Source organism: Pseudomonas sp. 008, from assembly GCF_016861935.1.
Taxonomy (GTDB): domain Bacteria; phylum Pseudomonadota; class Gammaproteobacteria; order Pseudomonadales; family Pseudomonadaceae; genus Aquipseudomonas.
In genome coordinates this window covers 156240-172072 of sequence record NZ_BOMA01000002.1, presented here as the reverse complement: position 1 = coordinate 172072, position 15833 = coordinate 156240, and the positions used below count along the sequence as shown (strand labels likewise).

At 60.1% G+C, this 15833-nt stretch carries 12 protein-coding genes; 10 read left to right on the top strand and 2 right to left on the bottom strand.

The genetic code is table 11. The annotated features are described in order from the left end of the window. Positions 1 to 33 precede the first annotated feature (33 nt). From JUI81_RS05410 to JUI81_RS05370, 9 genes are all read left to right on the top strand, one after another. Positions 34 to 927, top strand: a complete 894-nt coding sequence (locus tag JUI81_RS05410; protein ID WP_019582207.1) for a hypothetical protein — start codon at positions 34 to 36, stop codon at positions 925 to 927. 19 nt (positions 928 to 946) lie between these two features. Beyond that, positions 947 to 1393 (top strand): 50S ribosomal protein L9, encoded by a 447-nt coding sequence (gene rplI, locus JUI81_RS05405; protein ID WP_007939577.1) that lies wholly within the window; start codon positions 947 to 949, stop codon positions 1391 to 1393. A 136-nt stretch (positions 1394 to 1529) separates the two neighbouring features. Continuing rightward, complete coding sequence (gene dnaB / locus JUI81_RS05400; protein ID WP_019650685.1) at positions 1530 to 2927, top strand: replicative DNA helicase; 1398 nt, start codon at positions 1530 to 1532, stop codon at positions 2925 to 2927. 271 nt (positions 2928 to 3198) lie between these two features. Continuing rightward, on the top strand, positions 3199 to 5502 hold the full coding sequence (locus JUI81_RS05395; protein WP_204123904.1) for a YgiQ family radical SAM protein: 2304 nt from the start codon (positions 3199 to 3201) through the stop codon (positions 5500 to 5502). A 214-nt stretch (positions 5503 to 5716) separates the two neighbouring features. Beyond that, complete coding sequence (locus JUI81_RS05390; protein WP_019582209.1) at positions 5717 to 6637, top strand: hypothetical protein; 921 nt, start codon at positions 5717 to 5719, stop codon at positions 6635 to 6637. After that, a complete protein-coding gene (locus JUI81_RS05385; protein WP_019582210.1) occupies positions 6634 to 7083 on the top strand; it encodes a hypothetical protein in 450 nt (149 codons plus the stop codon). The genes JUI81_RS05390 and JUI81_RS05385 overlap by 4 nt, the downstream gene beginning before the upstream one ends. Before the next feature lie 188 nt (positions 7084 to 7271). Beyond that, positions 7272 to 10547 carry a DUF2126 domain-containing protein gene (locus tag JUI81_RS05380; protein WP_204123903.1) on the top strand — a complete coding sequence of 1092 codons (3276 nt, stop codon included), beginning with the start codon at positions 7272 to 7274 and terminating at the stop codon, positions 10545 to 10547. Positions 10548 to 10635: 88 nt separating this feature from the next. Next, positions 10636 to 13122 (top strand): circularly permuted type 2 ATP-grasp protein, encoded by a 2487-nt coding sequence (locus JUI81_RS05375; RefSeq protein WP_204123902.1) that lies wholly within the window; start codon positions 10636 to 10638, stop codon positions 13120 to 13122. After that, complete coding sequence (locus JUI81_RS05370; RefSeq protein ID WP_019582213.1) at positions 13122 to 14012, top strand: transglutaminase family protein; 891 nt, start codon at positions 13122 to 13124, stop codon at positions 14010 to 14012. Before JUI81_RS05375 ends, JUI81_RS05370 begins: the two co-directional genes overlap by 1 nt. Positions 14013 to 14141: 129 nt before the next feature. Here the strand turns inward: JUI81_RS05370 and JUI81_RS05365 are convergent, their stop codons facing one another. Then, the gene (locus JUI81_RS05365) at positions 14142 to 14333 is read right to left on the bottom strand and encodes a hypothetical protein (protein WP_018928487.1); all 192 of its coding nucleotides are present in this window, start codon (positions 14331 to 14333) and stop codon (positions 14142 to 14144) included. A gap of 68 nt (positions 14334 to 14401) precedes the next feature. After that, positions 14402 to 14989, bottom strand: a complete 588-nt coding sequence (locus JUI81_RS05360) for a TIGR00730 family Rossman fold protein (protein WP_018928486.1) — start codon at positions 14987 to 14989, stop codon at positions 14402 to 14404. Between the two features lie 345 nt (positions 14990 to 15334). On the opposite strand from JUI81_RS05360, the gene azu reads away from it, so the two are divergent. Next, on the top strand, positions 15335 to 15781 hold the full coding sequence (azu, locus tag JUI81_RS05355) for an azurin (RefSeq protein WP_064616027.1): 447 nt from the start codon (positions 15335 to 15337) through the stop codon (positions 15779 to 15781). Positions 15782 to 15833: the final 52 nt, after the last annotated feature.

The following is a 15833-nucleotide window of genomic DNA, read 5'->3' as shown; positions in this document are numbered from 1 at the left end:
CGGGCAGTCGACACGTAGCAAAGGATTGAATGCATGCGCGCCTTAGCTGAGTTCATCATGCGCGGCCGTATGCAGGCCACTCTGGTAGTGGCCGGATGCGCAACATTGCCGTTGTTGTATTGGTTGGGTGCTGCCGCTGGATGCCTTGTGCTCCTGCGGCGCGGATTGAAGGACGCCGTTGGCGTACTTGCTCTGGGACTGCTGCCGGCGTTGATCTGGTGGCTTTTCTTCGACGACCCACGGGCACTTCTGGTGCTGCTGGGGTCTTCGAGCCTTGCGTTGGTTTTGCGCGCAAGCGAGTCCTGGAACCGCGTGCTGCTGGTCAGCATAGCGATGGGATTGGTGTTTTCAGTGGTGCTGGGGGCGGCTTTTGCGCCCCAGATCGAGATGCTGGCGCAGGCTTTGATAAAAGTCATGCCGTCGCTACTCGGTGAGGTCTACCAGCAATTGTCGGTAGACGAGCAAGCGCGCTTTGCGTCCCTGATTGCACCGGTCCTGACCGGCCTGATTGCGGCCTTGTTGCAAATCGTCAGTGTGCTGAGCCTGATTGTCGGGCGCTACTGGCAGGCGTTGTTGTACAACCCGGGTGGTTTTGGTCGCGAGTTTCGCGCCATCCGAATCCCGCTGGGACCGGCGATGTTGCTGCTGGCGTTAATGCTTCTGGGGCCAAATCTTGGTCCGCAGATGGCCATGTTGACGCCGTTGTGCAGCGTACCGCTGGTGTTCGCCGGGCTGGCCCTGATTCACGGGCTGGTGGCGCAAAAGCGACTGGCCAAGTTCTGGCTGGTGGGGTTGTACGTCACGCTGTTGCTGTTCATGCAACTGATCTATCCGTTGCTGGTGGTCCTGGCCATCGTCGACAGCCTGATTGATTTTCGCGGTCGTTCGGCACCGAAAGATGCCGATAGCGCGAACGGTGAAGGTTAAAAGTTAAGAGGATTTTCACATGCAACTGATCCTTCTGGAAAAAGTCACCAACCTGGGCAACCTGGGTGACAAAGTGAACGTTAAGGCTGGTTACGGCCGTAACTACCTGCTGCCTTACGGCAAAGCTACCGCTGCGACCCCAGCCAACCTGGCTGCGTTCGAAGAGCGTCGCGCTGAGCTGGAAAAAGCCGCAGCAGACCGTAAAGCATCGGCTGAAAGCCGTGCCGCCCAACTGGCTGAGCTGGAAGTGACTATCACTGCCACCGCTGGTGACGAAGGCAAGCTGTTCGGTTCGATCGGCACCCACGACATCGCTGATGCACTGACCGCCTCCGGCGTTGAAGTTGCAAAAAGCGAAGTTCGTCTGCCGAACGGCACCATCCGCAACGTAGGCGAATTCGACGTAGCCGTGCACCTGCACGCCGAAGTTGAAGCCACCGTACGCGTTGTCGTGGTAGCAGCTTAAGCAGCACTTGTCGGCTGGCACCCTCGGGTGCTTGCCGGTAACATCGGGCACGATCCTGTTTACAGGTCGTGCCCTTTGTCTTTCTGCAGTTCCTGATTTTCACAATCCCTGCTTTTCCTGAATAAACCAAGTGGCCATGAACGATATCTCCGCTCCCGAGCAATACGATCTGCAAACCGCTGCCCTGAAGGTGCCGCCGCATTCCATCGAGGCCGAACAGGCCGTGCTCGGTGGGCTGATGCTGGACAACAACGCCTGGGAACGCGTGCTCGATCAAGTCTCCGACGGCGATTTCTATCGGCATGACCACCGTCTGATCTTCCGGGCCATCGCCAAACTGGCGGACCAGAACCAGCCAATCGACGTCGTGACCCTGGCCGAGCAATTGGACAAGGAAGGTCAGACGTCCCAGGTCGGCGGTCTCGGTTACCTTGGCGAACTGGCAAAAAACACGCCGTCCGTCGCCAACATCAAGGCCTATGCCCAGATCGTTCGCGAGCGGGCAACCCTGCGCCAGTTGATCGGCATCAGTACCGAAATCGCCGACAGCGCTTTCAACCCTGAAGGCCGCACCGCCGCCGAGATTCTCGACGAGGCTGAACGGCAGATCTTCCAGATTGCCGAGGCTCGCCCGAAAACCGGCGGCCCGGTCAGTGTCAACGACCTGCTGACCAAGGCCATCGACCGCATCGACACCTTGTTCAACACCGACAACTCGATCACCGGCCTGTCCACCGGTTACACCGACCTCGACGAGAAGACCAGTGGCCTGCAACCGGCCGACCTGATCATCGTCGCCGGTCGTCCGTCCATGGGTAAAACCACCTTTGCGATGAACCTGGTGGAAAACGCCGTGCTGCGCAGCGAGAAGGCAGTCCTGGTTTACTCCCTCGAGATGCCAGGCGAATCGCTGATCATGCGTATGCTGTCGTCCCTCGGTCGTATCGATCAGACCAAGGTCCGGGCCGGTCGCCTGGAAGACGACGACTGGCCGCGCCTGACGTCGGCGGTCAACCTGCTCAACGATCGCAAGTTGTTCATCGACGACACGGCGGGTATCAGCCCCTCGGAAATGCGCGCCCGGACCCGTCGTCTGGTGCGTGAGCACGGTGAGATCGGTCTGATCATGATCGACTACCTGCAACTGATGCAGATCCCGGGCTCCAGTGGTGACAACCGGACCAACGAGATTTCCGAGATCTCCCGGTCCCTGAAAGCCCTGGCCAAGGAATTCAACTGCCCGGTGGTGGCACTGTCCCAGCTCAACCGTTCCCTGGAACAACGCCCGAACAAGCGCCCGGTGAACTCCGACTTGCGGGAATCGGGAGCGATCGAGCAGGACGCCGACGTGATCATGTTCGTTTACCGGGACGAGGTGTATCACCCGGAAACCGAACACAAAGGCATTGCCGAAATTATCATCGGCAAGCAGCGGAACGGCCCGATCGGCTTTATCCGCCTGGCCTTCATCGGCAAATACACCCGATTTGAAAACCTGGCGCCGGGTAGCTACAACTTCGACGATGACGAATAACTGTGGCGAGGGGGCCTGTCGGAACACCGCACCGCCCCGTTCGGCTGCGAAGCAGTCGTAGATCCTGAATTTGCGGTATCACAGATAAACTATGGGGGCCGCTTCGCAGCCCAACGGGGGCAAGCCCCCTCGCCACAAGGGTTATATGTAGCCCCGGGATTTTTGCGAAAACAGCTCCACCGATTTCCGACCATAGCCGTCGGAATTGGTCAAAATTTGTGCTATATTCCGCGCCCGCGAAATTCAATGAAAGCCAACACCGGTTATCGACATGCAAGCAGCCAAGCCGTTATTTGACTATCCCAAGTACTGGGCCGAATGTTTCGGGCCAGCGCCATTCCTGCCGATGAGCAGGGAGGAGATGGATCAGCTCGGCTGGGATTCCTGCGACATCATCATCGTCACCGGTGATGCCTACGTCGACCATCCGTCGTTCGGCATGGCGATCATCGGCCGGCTGCTGGAGGCCCAGGGCTTCCGCGTCGGGATCATTGCGCAGCCGAACTGGCAGTCCAAAGACGACTTCATGAAACTTGGCGAGCCGAACCTGTTTTTCGGTGTCGCGGCCGGCAACATGGACTCGATGATCAACCGCTACACCGCCGACAAGAAAATCCGTTCCGACGACGCCTACACCCCCGGTGGCCTGGCGGGCAAACGTCCGGACCGCGCGAGCCTGGTTTACAGCCAGCGCTGCAAGGAAGCCTACAAGCACGTGCCGATTGTGCTCGGCGGTATCGAAGCCTCCCTGCGCCGCATCGCCCACTACGATTACTGGCAGGATCGGGTGCGTAACTCGATCCTGATCGACGCCTGCGCCGACATCCTGCTCTACGGCAACGCCGAGCGTGCGATCGTCGAAGTCGCCCAGCGCCTGTCCTATGGTCACAAGATCGAAGACATCACCGATGTGCGCGGCACCGCGTTCATTCGTCGTGATACGCCGCAAGGCTGGTACGAAGTCGACTCCACGCGTATCGACCGTCCGGGCAAGATCGACAAGATCATCAACCCGTACGTGAACACGCAAGACACTGCGGCCTGCGCCATCGAGCAGGAAAAAGGTCCGGTTGAAGACCCGAGCGAAGCCAAAGTCGTGCAGATCCTGGCCAGCCCGAAAATGACCCGCGACAAGACCGTGATTCGTTTGCCGTCGGTTGAAAAGGTCCGTGGTGACGCCGTGCTTTACGCCCACGCCAACCGCGTGCTGCACCTGGAAACCAACCCGGGTAATGCCCGCGCACTGGTGCAAAAGCATGGTGAGGTCGACGTCTGGTTCAACCCGCCGCCGATTCCGATGACCACCGAAGAAATGGACTATGTGTTCGGCATGCCCTACGCGCGCGTTCCGCACCCGGCGTACGGGAAGGAAAAGATTCCTGCCTACGAGATGATCCGTTTCTCGGTGAACATCATGCGTGGCTGCTTCGGTGGCTGCACCTTCTGCTCGATCACCGAGCACGAAGGCCGGATCATCCAGAACCGTTCCGAAGAGTCGATCATTCGTGAAATCGAAGAGATCCGCGACAAGGTTCCGGGTTTCACCGGCGTTATTTCCGACCTCGGCGGCCCGACCGCGAACATGTACCGCATCGCCTGCAAGACCCCGGAAATCGAATCCGCGTGCCGCAAGCCTTCATGCGTGTTCCCAGGCATTTGCCCGAACCTCAACACCGATCACTCGTCGCTGATCCAGCTCTATCGCAGCGCCCGGGCCTTGCCGGGTGTGAAGAAGATCCTGATCGCCTCCGGCCTGCGCTACGACCTTGCGGTCGAGTCGCCGGAGTACGTCAAGGAGCTGGTGACCCACCACGTCGGTGGTTACCTGAAGATCGCCCCGGAACACACCGAGGAAGGTCCGCTCAACCAGATGATGAAACCGGGCATCGGCAGCTATGACAAGTTCAAGCGCATGTTCGAGAAGTACACCAAGGAAGCCGGGAAAGAGCAGTACCTGATTCCGTACTTCATCGCCGCTCACCCGGGCACCACCGACGAAGACATGATGAACCTGGCCCTGTGGCTCAAGGGCAACGGTTTCCGTGCCGACCAGGTGCAGGCGTTCTACCCGTCGCCGATGGCCACCGCCACCGCGATGTACCACTCGGGCAAGAACCCGCTGCGCAAGGTCACTTACAAGAGCGACGGCGTGACCATCGTCAAGAGCGAAGAGCAGCGTCGCCTGCACAAAGCGTTCTTGCGTTATCACGACCCGAAAGGCTGGCCGATGCTGCGTGAAGCGCTGACCCGCATGGGCCGCGCCGACCTGATCGGGCCGGGCAAGAACCAGTTGATCCCGTTGCATCAGCCAGCGACCGACAGCTACCAGAGCGCCCGTCGCAAGAACTCGACGCCGGCTGGCAGCCACAAAGTGGCCAAGGAAACGACCACCAAGATCCTGACCCAGCACACCGGCCTGCCACCGCGTGCCAGCGATGGCGGTAACCCGTGGGACAAGCGTGAACAGGCCAAGGCGGCGGCATTCGCCCGCAACCAGCAGGCTGCCAAGGAGCGTAAGGACGCGGCCAAAGGCAAGGGGCCGAAGCCTGCGCGCAAGCCGGTCGTGCCGCGTTAATCTCCGCGCCATATCGCAAAACGCCAGCCTTAGTGCTGGCGTTTTGTTTTCTAGCGAGTGTGCGGCCTGTTTGCTAAGGTGGCGCGCACTTCAACGGCTGCCCGGACAACCGATTTCCCTGTATAACGCCCAATCCTGTGGGAGCCGGGCTCGCCCGCGATGACGGCGGCACGGGCAATAAAGATCTCACCCCCGATTCTCAAGGACGATTCACATGAGCAACCCCTTACCGGGCATCGGCATGGATTACAGCCCCTCCCAGTTCATGGCCCGCCAACGCATCGAAAGCCAGATCAACCTGCCACGCCTGTTCGCCGCCATTGACGCCGACCCCGGAATCGTCGGCGCGGGCGTGGTGTACATTGACGCTGAGTTCAACGTAGTGACCCTGCGCGAGTTCAAGCCGATTTGCAGCATCAAGCCCAAGCGGATCATTTTGCGCGAGGCGCAGAAGTACATTGCGCCTGCGCAATTCGCCCAGCAGGTGCAGGACAATCCGCGCGAATCGCGCCTGGTTGGTGAGGCAGTCAACACCAGCTTATCGTGCGCGGGTGCAGTGATCGGCTGGATCGTAGTGCTCAGTGGTTCCGTGGCTATTCCGTTTTCGGCGGGGGCAAGTACGGTGGTCGCTGCGCTCGGTTATACCGCTGCGGCTGCCAGCTCAGTGCAGTGTTTTGCCAGCGGCTATCGGACCCGCAATGAGATCGTCAACCCCGCCCGTAACGATGAGCTCGACAGCGAAGAGTGGTACCAGTACACCATGATTGCGCTGGATGCTGCGTCCTTGGTCGGGGTAGGCGCATCCACGCTGACAACGCTCAAACTGGTCAGGCTGAATAAGGCCACGACCGGGAAAAGTGTCAGGGAAGTGCTCAGGGGGCTGAATCGACAGGAACGTGCCAAACTGACCAAAGAACTATTGAGCATCAACGACCCGCGCTTGACGTCGAAGATGATCAAGTTGAAGCAGTTGTCGGGCGAATTGCCCAAGCGTTTCACACCCACCGAGGTCAAGAATGCAACGGTCACTCAGATAAAAGACGCCTTGGGCGCCGCTATCGGTTTTACCGGCAGTGCAATTTCGGGGAATGTCCGCACCATTGCCGTAGGTCTGTACGAGGAGGCTGAGCAATGAATGAGCTGCCCAGCATTCGCAATTTTCTATCGAAGTATTTCCCGGTCTTCATGGGGGCAATATTCGCGTCAATTTTTACCCTGGTCTTTGCGGTGCCTTTGTTTTTCGAAAGCTATTTTCGAAGCCTTCCGTTGGCTGACAACACCAAGTACTCGTTTTTCGGGGGGATCGCGCTGACCCTCATTGTCGTGCACTGCCATTTCATGGTCGCGCGCGGTCGTCCGCATTGGGTGCGGCCTCTGGTTGTGCTTCTGGCCCTTTGTTTTCTTGGGGTATTGCCCACCATTGCATATGAGGTGCATCCCCTGACTTATGCTGTGACGTTGTTGTTCCCATTGCTGGCGCTATTGCTGCTCAACAGCAAGCGTCACCGCGAGATGCGCCAGAAGCTGCTTGAAGTACGTCACTTGCGCCAAGCTGTTATTGCAAAGCACAAAGCCCGTTAGTTGGGTAGATTCGGGCCCCGCCCTTCACACGTGCGCCACAAATATGTGCAACTCTCGCACCATAACCGCGGCCACGGCGCCGTTTTGGTGCTGTACTGCACCGGGTCTGTTGATAAAGCGCAATGACCGCCGCTCTGGCATAAGTCTTGCGCGCTTTGTGTCTATGCCCTGGCTCGCAGGAGGCCGCCGTGTCGATTCATGTCGCATTGCATCACGTCACGCATTACCGCTACGACCGCGCCGTCGAGCTCGGTCCGCAGATCGTTCGCTTGCGCCCGGCTGCCCACAGTCGCACGCGGATACTGTCCTATGCGCTGAAAGTCTCGCCCGAGCAGCATTTCATCAACTGGCAGCAAGACCCTCAGGGCAATTACCTGGCGCGGTTGGTGTTCCCGGAGAAAACCGATGAACTGAGGATCGAAGTCGACCTGCTGGCCGAGATGGCAGTCTTCAATCCCTTCGACTTCTTCCTCGAGCCCTACGCCGAGAAGATCCCTTTCGCCTATGCAGCGGATGAGCGCAAAGAACTGGCGCCGTACCTGGAAACCTTGCCGCTGACGCCGACATTCAAGGCCTATCTGGACGGCATCGACCGCACGCCGCTGCCCAGCGTGGATTTCCTCGTCGCGATCAACCAGCGCCTGAGTGAAGACATCGGTTACCTGATTCGTATGGAGCCGGGCGTACAGACTCCGGAATACACCCTCGAACAGGCCTCCGGCTCCTGCCGCGACTCGGCGTGGTTGCTGGTGCAATTGCTGCGCAACCTCGGCCTGGCGGCGCGATTCGTCTCCGGTTACCTGATCCAGCTGACCGCCGACGTCAAAAGCCTCGACGGTCCCTCGGGCACCGAAGTGGATTTCACTGACCTGCACGCCTGGTGCGAAGTCTATTTGCCCGGTGCCGGCTGGATCGGCCTGGACGCAACCTCAGGGTTGTTTGCTGGTGAAGGACACATTCCGTTGGCGTGCAGCCCCGACCCATCCTCTGCGGCACCGATCAGTGGTTTGGTGGAACCGTGCGAGTGCGAATTCACCCACGAAATGTCGGTCGAGCGGATTTGGGAAGCGCCAAGGGTTACCAAACCCTACACCGAAGACCAATGGCTGGCGATTCAGGCATTGGGCCGGCAGATCGATGCTGATTTGCTTGAAGGTGACGTGCGCCTGACCATGGGCGGCGAGCCGACGTTCGTTTCCATCGATGACCCGGACGGCGCCGAGTGGAACACCGCCGCGCTCGGGCCAGACAAGCGTCGGCTGTCAGCCGAACTGTTCCAGCGCATGCGCAAGCATTACGCGCCCAAGGGCCTGGTACATTTCGGTCAAGGCAAGTGGTACCCCGGCGAGCAACTGCCGCGCTGGTCGCTGAACTGCTATTGGCGCCGCGATGGCGTGCCGATCTGGCACAACAGCGCGCTGATCGCCGACGAGCAGGAAGACTACGGCGCCGATGGCGAATTGGCCGGGCGTTTCCTGGCGAGTGTCGCTGAGCGCTTGAAAATTCCGACGCGCTTTGTGTTCCCTGCCTACGAAGACAATTTCTATTACCTCTGGCGCGAAGGCGCGTTGCCGCAGAACGTCAGCGCCGAAGACTCACGCCTGGAAGAACCTCTGGAGCGTGCGCGCCTGCGCAAAGTCTTCAGCCAAGGCCTGGACAAGGTCATCGGTCAGGTCCTGCCGCTGGCGCGCACCGCCAAGGGCGATCAATGGCAGAGCGGTCGCTGGTACCTGCGCGAGGAACACTGCCGGTTGGTGCCGGGGGATTCGCCACTGGGGTATCGTTTGCCGCTCGGTTCGCAGCCTTGGGTGAAAGCCGCGGAGTACCCATTCATTCATCCCACGGACCCGAATCAGGATTTCCCGGCGCTACCGGACACCGACCAGCTACAGAATCACGCTCAACCGAAAACGGCCGACGAACGTGTGCCCGAGATCGACCAGTCCGCCGACTGGCTGACCCGCACCGCGTTCTGCGCCGAAGCACGTGAAGGTCGGTTGTACCTGTTCATGCCGCCACTGGAGCGGGTCGAGGACTACCTGGAACTGGTCGCCGCCATCGAAGCCACCGCCGAGGAACTGCATTGCCCGGTATTGCTGGAAGGCTATGAACCGCCGAGCGATCCGCGTCTGAGCAACTTTCGCATTACCCCGGATCCGGGCGTGATCGAGGTCAACGTCCAGCCGTCCGCTACCTGGGACGAGTTGGTGGAACGTACCGAGTTTCTTTACGAAGAGGCGCGCCAGACCCGGCTGACCACCGAGAAATTCATGATCGATGGCCGGCACACCGGCACCGGCGGCGGTAACCATTTCGTCCTGGGGGGGGCGACCCCGGCTGACTCACCGTTTCTGCGCCGTCCCGACCTGCTGCGCAGCCTGATCAGCTACTGGCATAACCACCCGTCCTTGTCCTACCTGTTTTCCGGGCTGTTCATCGGCCCGACATCCCAGGCACCGCGGGTGGACGAAGCGCGCAACGATTCGCTGTATGAACTGGAAATCGCCTTCGCCCAGATGCCGGAGCCGGGCGAAGAATGCCCACCATGGCTGGTGGATCGCTTGTTGCGCAATTTGCTGATCGACGTGACCGGCAACACCCACCGCGCCGAGTTCTGCATCGACAAACTCTATTCACCGGACGGCGCCACCGGACGCCTTGGCTTGCTGGAACTGCGAGCCTTTGAAATGCCGCCCCATGCGCGCATGAGCCTGGCTCAGCAGTTGTTGTTGCGGGCGCTGGTGGCGCGGTTCTGGCGCGAGCCTTATGCACCGCCGAAACTGGCGCGCTGGGGCACCGAACTGCACGACCGGTTCTTGCTGCCGCACTTTATCGAGCAGGATTTCGCCGATGTAATCGTCGACCTGAATGCCGCCGGTTATCCGGTGCAGGCAGAGTGGTTCGCGGCGCATCTGGAGTTCCGTTTTCCCAAGGTCGGCGACTACGCCGTCAGCGGTATCGAACTGGAATTGCGTCAGGCGCTGGAGCCCTGGCATGTGTTGGGCGAAGAGGGCAGCGCGGGCGGTACGGTGCGTTATGTGGATTCGTCCCTGGAACGTTTGCAGGTCAAGCTGACGGGGTTGCCGCCGCAACGTTATCTGCTGACCTGCAATGGCATCCCGGTGCCGTTGCAACCTACCGGTCGGGTCGGCGAGTTCGTCGCCGGTGTACGTTTCCGTGCCTGGCAACCGTACAACTGTCTGCAACCGACTATCCCGGTCCACGCACCGCTGGTGTTCGACTTGCTCGACACCTGGATGGGGCGTTCGCTGGGTGGTTGTCAGTACCACGTCGCCCATCCGGGCGGGCGCAACTACGACAGCCTGCCGGTGAACGCCAATGAAGCCGAGAGCCGGCGGATGGCGCGTTTCTTCCGCATCGGACACACGCCTGGGAAACTTCCTGTACCGAAACTGGAAATCAACGACGAGCTGCCGATGACACTCGATTTGCGACGCTTTTAAACCGTACGCGACGCTCGGATTTTTCGTCTATCCGGGCGTCATGAGCCTGCGTTAGTCTGACCGTTCTTTGCTGTCTGCCGAGCTTTCCATGCCTGACCTGCTTGACCGCTACCCGTTGACTGCGGGCACCTATCACGAACTGCTCGACAACAGCGGCGCCGTGCGCCCGCACTGGCGGCGGCTGTTCGATCAATTGCAACGCAGCACGCCAGCGCAACTGGTGCAGCGTCAGGCGCTGCTGACCCGACAGATTCAGGAAAACGGCGTGACCTACAACGTCTACGCCGACCCCAAGGGCGCTGATCGGCCATGGGAGCTGGATTTGTTGCCTCATGTGATTGCAGCCGATGAGTGGCAGCAGCTTTCGGCCGGGATCGCTCAACGGGCGCGTTTGCTCAATGCTGTGCTGGCGGACCTGTACGGTCCTCAACGCTTGATCGCCGAAGGCCTGCTGCCGGCTGAACTGGTGTTCGGTCATAACAACTTCCTCTGGCCTTGCCAGGGCATCGCACCGCCCGACGGGGCCTTTCTGCATCTGTATGCCGTGGATTTGGCGCGCACGCCTGACGGTCGCTGGTGGGTGACCGCCGACCGGACTCAAGCACCCTCCGGTGCCGGTTACGCCCTGGAAAACCGCACCATCGTGTCCCGGGCCTTCCCCGAGTTGTATCGCGACTTGAAGGTGCGGCACCTGGCCGGGTTCTTCCGCACACTTCAGGAAACACTCGCCCGGCAGGCGCCGAGCGACGATGAAGCGCCGCTGGTGGTCCTGCTGACACCGGGGCGTTTCAACGAAAGCTATTTCGAGCACTTGTACCTGGCTCGTCAGCTCGGTTATCCACTGGTGGAAGGCGGTGATCTGACCGTGCGCGATGCCACGGTCTATCTGAAAACCTTGAGCGGGTTGCGCCGGGTTCACGCGATCATGCGTCGGCTCGACGATGATTTCTGCGACCCGCTGGAGCTGCGCACCGACTCGGCCCTTGGCGTGCCGGGGCTGCTCGAAGCGGTGCGTCAGGGCCGGGTGCTGGTGGCCAACGCCCTCGGCAGCGGTGTGCTGGAGTCGCCGGGTTTGCTGGGCTTCCTGCCGAAAATCAATCAATTCCTGTTCGGTGAAGAGTTGATCCTGCCGTCCATCGCAACTTGGTGGTGCGGCGAAGCGCCGGTGCTGGCCCAGGCCCTGGAAAAACTGCCGGAACTGTTGATCAAGCCGGCGTTTCCGTCGCAGAGCTTTGCACCGGTGTTTGGGCGTGATTTGAGTGAAAAACAGCGCCAGGCTCTGGCTGAGCGCATGCAGGCACGGCCTTATGCCTATGTTGCGCAAGAATTGGCGCAACTGTCCCAGGCGCCGATCTGGCAGGCCGAAGGCGGACAGTTGCAACCGCGAGCCATCGGCATGCGCGTGTATGCGGTGGCCAGTCGGGAGGGTTATCGAGTGCTGCCCGGTGGCTTGACCCGGGTTGCCGCCGAGGCCGATGCCGAAGCGGTGTCGATGCAACGCGGTGGCGCGAGCAAAGACACCTGGGTGTTGGGCGATCGCCCACCCAGCGGCGAACAATGGAAAGCCCAGCGCAACATTGGCGTTCACGATCTGGTACGTCGTGATCCGTATCTGCCATCGCGGGTGGTCGAGAACCTGTTCTGGTTCGGCCGTTATTGCGAGCGCTGCGATGACAGCGCGCGGCTGCTGCGGGTCATGCTCGCGCGCTATGTCGATGGCGATGACCCGCAAGCCCTGGAGGCGGCGGTCGATCTCGGTGAACGCCTGAATCTGTTGCCGGAGGAGGGTGAGTTGCCGGAACGATTGCTGGCGGCGCTGCTCGGCGATGATTGGCCGTTCAGCCTGCGTTCCAATCTACAGCGTTTGCAGTGGGCGGCGTCGCAAGTACGCGGCAAGCTCTCGCGAGAGAACTGGCAAGCGCTGGTGGAGTTGCAGCGCGAGGCCATGGAGCTGGAAACCGAAGAGCCGGATTTCGGCGAGTTGCTGGACTTCCTCAACCGGTTGGTAATGTCGCTGGCGGCGCTGTCCGGCTTTGCCCTCGACGACATGACACGGGACGAAGGCTGGCGTTTCCTGATGATCGGTCGGCGGATCGAACGGCTGCAATTTCTCAGCGGCAGTCTGGCGGCGTTTTTGCGCGGTGCCGGGGCTTTCGATCAGGCCGGGCTGGAATGGCTGCTGGAACTGGGTAACAGCAGCATCACCTACCGCTCGCGGTACCTGGCGGTGGCGCAATTGATCCCGGTGCTCGACCTGTTGCTGCTCGATGAACAAAACCCGCACGCGGTGCTGTTCCAGTTGAAACTGGTGACCCGTACGTTGAAGCGCTTGAATGACGACTTCGGCGCGCCGCGCGAAACAGGTCTGCTGCAGTTGGTGGAGCGGTTGGCGCACTTCGATCTGGGCTGTCTGGAGAACTCGCTGTTCGGCGAGGCCAGTGTTCATGCCGCCGTAGAGGGGTTGGCGGATCTGCTGCAAGAGATCGCCGATGCCAGCGGACAGGTGTCGGATCGCCTGGCCTTGCGCCATTTCGCCCATGTCGATGATGTCAGCCAGCGCACGGTGTCCGTCTGATGAGTGCCCATTACCAGATTTTCCACGACACCCATTATCACTACGACAGCCCGGTGTCCCTGGCCCAGCAACTGGCGCATCTGTGGCCGCGCGCCTGTGCCTGGCAGCGCTGCACCGAACAGCAGTTGCAGATCAGTCCCCAGCCGACTTCACGCCGGGATGAGCTGGATGTGTTCGGCAATCCGCTGACCCGGTTGGCGTTCGAGCGCCCCCACGATGAATTGCTGGTCAACGCTCGGCTCACCGTCGAAGTGCTGGAACGGCCGTCGCTGGACTTCAATCAATCGCCGGCCTGGGAAGCGACCTGCAACGCGCTGACCTACAGCGGTCAGCCACTCTCGCCTGCGTTGCTGGAAGCCTGCCGTTACCGCTTCGAATCGCCCTACGTGCATTTGAAACGCAGTTTCGTCGAGTTCTCCGAAAGTTGCTTTCCTGCTGGCCGGCCATTGCTGCTGGGTGTTCAAGCGTTGATGGAGAAGATCTTCAGCGAGTTCACCTTCGACGCCGAGGCGACCCAAGTGGCGACGCCGTTGGTGGAAGTGCTGGAGAGGCGTCGTGGGGTTTGCCAGGACTTCGCGCATTTGATGCTCGCGTGCCTGCGCTCCCGTGGGTTGGCGGCGCGGTATATCAGCGGCTATCTGCTGACACAGCCCCCACCGGGCCAGCCGCGGCTGATCGGTGCCGATGCGTCGCATGCGTGGGTGTCGGTGTTTTGCCCGGTGCTGGGTTGGGTGGATTTTGACCCGACCAACAATGTGCAACCGGCGCTGGAGCACATCACCCTGGCCTGGGGCCGGGACTTTTCCGATGTGTCGCCGTTGCGCGGGGTGATTCTGGGCGGTGGCAGCCATGATCCCGAAGTTCGGGTGACAGTGATGCCATTGGAATAGCGCAGACCCCATGCGGGAATGTGTTTTTTGGAGGAGGGTTTCAAATTGGCCTGTGAGGGCCAGCAACATCGTTGCTGACCCTGGACACAGATCCGGTGGGCCTGATCAGATCATCGGGCCCTGAGGGTCTCAGGCGTCGGGCGCCTGATCTTTCGGTGCTTCAACATCATCTTCTGCCGCCACTTCACCTTCTGCATCCGGGTTCAGTGCTGCTGCTTCTTCTTCAGCTGTAGCTTTCTTGCGCTGAAGCTTTTCCTCTTTCTTCTGCTCCTTGGCCAAGTCTCTCTGACGTTTGGCGAAGGAATAATTAGGTTTAGCCATGGGCGATCCTCTGGGGTCGAAGGTGAGGTTGAGCGGCGCATATTCTGCCCTGTATCGGCACCGAGCCGTTAGCTGGGTTTTTGCTCGGTCCATTTTGGCGGTACCGAGGGTTGCCAGGCGTCCAGTGCATCGAGCAGGGTTTGCGGTGATTCGCTCATTTGCAGCATGTCACGGTGCTGCCCGCGAACGAAGCCTTCGCCGACGATATGATCGAGAAAAGACGTCAACTTGCTGTAGAAACCGTTCACTTCCAGCAAACCCAGCGGTTTGCCGTGATAACCGAGCTGGCCCCAGGTCCAGACTTCGAACAGCTCTTCCAGCGTGCCCAGACCGCCGGGCAGGGCAATGAAGGCATCGCTGAGCTCGGCCATTCGCGCCTTGCGCGCATGCATGCCGTCGACCACTTCCAGGCGGGTCAGGCCACTGTGGCCGATCTCCTTGTCCTTGAGGCTCTGCGGAATGATCCCGATCACTTCGCCGCCGGCCGCCAGTGCGGCATCTGCCACAATTCCCATCAGCCCGACGGCGCCCCCGCCATAGACCAGGGTCAGCTTGCGCTCGGCCAATGCTCGCCCCAGGGCGACAGCCGCCTCACGATAAGCCGGATTGGTGCCGGTGCTGGCACCGCAAAATACACAAACGGACGTTAAAGACATGCCTTGCTCCATGGTCAATCAGGACCACAGAGTAAAGGCAGGCTCGTATCGTTCCAAGGGTTAAACCGCGCGTTCAGGTGTTTCGTAAGTGCCACTGGCGCCACAGGCGTAGGCGGCCAACAAACTGCTCAACAAGCTGCTGAAAGACATGACAGGCGCTCCAGGTGAGTAATGATGGCCCTGATGATAGGGCCGTCCCAGACGTCTGGCTGGTAGATTGTTTCGATGGGGGTCATAGCCCGAAAGTTGTATACAATTTTTGATTCAGGTCATAGGAACTTGCGAAGATTTCAGGCAGTCTTCTGTCCATTCGCACTTTTGTTAACCCTGCCTTGGAGATTCACCATGTTTGCCAAACTTGTTGCGGTATCCCTGCTGACACTGGCCAGCAGCCAATTGATGGCTGCCGAGTGCAAAACGACCATCGACTCTACCGATCAGATGTCCTTCAACACCAAGGCCATTGAAATCGACAAAAGCTGCAAGACCTTCACCGTTGAACTGACCCACTCCGGCAGCCTGCCGAAAAACGTCATGGGCCATAACCTGGTGATCAGCAAAGAGGCTGACATGCAGCCGATCGCCACCGACGGCCTGTCGGCTGGCATCGACAAGAATTACCTGAAAGAAGGTGATACCCGTGTCATCGCTCACACCAAAGTCATCGGCGCTGGCGAAAAGGACTCTCTGACCATCGATGTGTCGAAGCTCAATGCAGCCGAAAAATACGGCTTCTTCTGCTCGTTCCCGGGCCACATCTCGATGATGAAAGGCACGGTTACACTGAAGTAATCGATTCAAACGCATAAAAAAAGCGTCCACCCGGGACGCTTTTTTTGTGCTC

Excerpts from the sequence above, each read along its gene's own strand:
- rplI (WP_007939577.1), top strand. The coding sequence starts at position 947 with ATGCAACTGATCCTTCTGGAAAAAGTCACCAACCTGGGCAACCTGGGT.
- azu (WP_064616027.1), top strand. The coding sequence starts at position 15,335 with ATGTTTGCCAAACTTGTTGCGGTATCCCTGCTGACACTGGCCAGCAGC.
- JUI81_RS05410 (WP_019582207.1), top strand. The coding sequence starts at position 34 with ATGCGCGCCTTAGCTGAGTTCATCATGCGCGGCCGTATGCAGGCCACT.
- JUI81_RS05375 (WP_204123902.1), top strand. The coding sequence starts at position 10,636 with ATGCCTGACCTGCTTGACCGCTACCCGTTGACTGCGGGCACCTATCAC.
- JUI81_RS05385 (WP_019582210.1), top strand. The coding sequence starts at position 6,634 with ATGAATGAGCTGCCCAGCATTCGCAATTTTCTATCGAAGTATTTCCCG.
- JUI81_RS05370 (WP_019582213.1), top strand. The coding sequence starts at position 13,122 with ATGAGTGCCCATTACCAGATTTTCCACGACACCCATTATCACTACGAC.
- JUI81_RS05365 (WP_018928487.1), bottom strand. The coding sequence starts at position 14,333 with ATGGCTAAACCTAATTATTCCTTCGCCAAACGTCAGAGAGACTTGGCC.
- dnaB (WP_019650685.1), top strand. The coding sequence starts at position 1,530 with ATGAACGATATCTCCGCTCCCGAGCAATACGATCTGCAAACCGCTGCC.
- JUI81_RS05360 (WP_018928486.1), bottom strand. The coding sequence starts at position 14,989 with ATGTCTTTAACGTCCGTTTGTGTATTTTGCGGTGCCAGCACCGGCACC.
- JUI81_RS05395 (WP_204123904.1), top strand. The coding sequence starts at position 3,199 with ATGCAAGCAGCCAAGCCGTTATTTGACTATCCCAAGTACTGGGCCGAA.
- JUI81_RS05390 (WP_019582209.1), top strand. The coding sequence starts at position 5,717 with ATGAGCAACCCCTTACCGGGCATCGGCATGGATTACAGCCCCTCCCAG.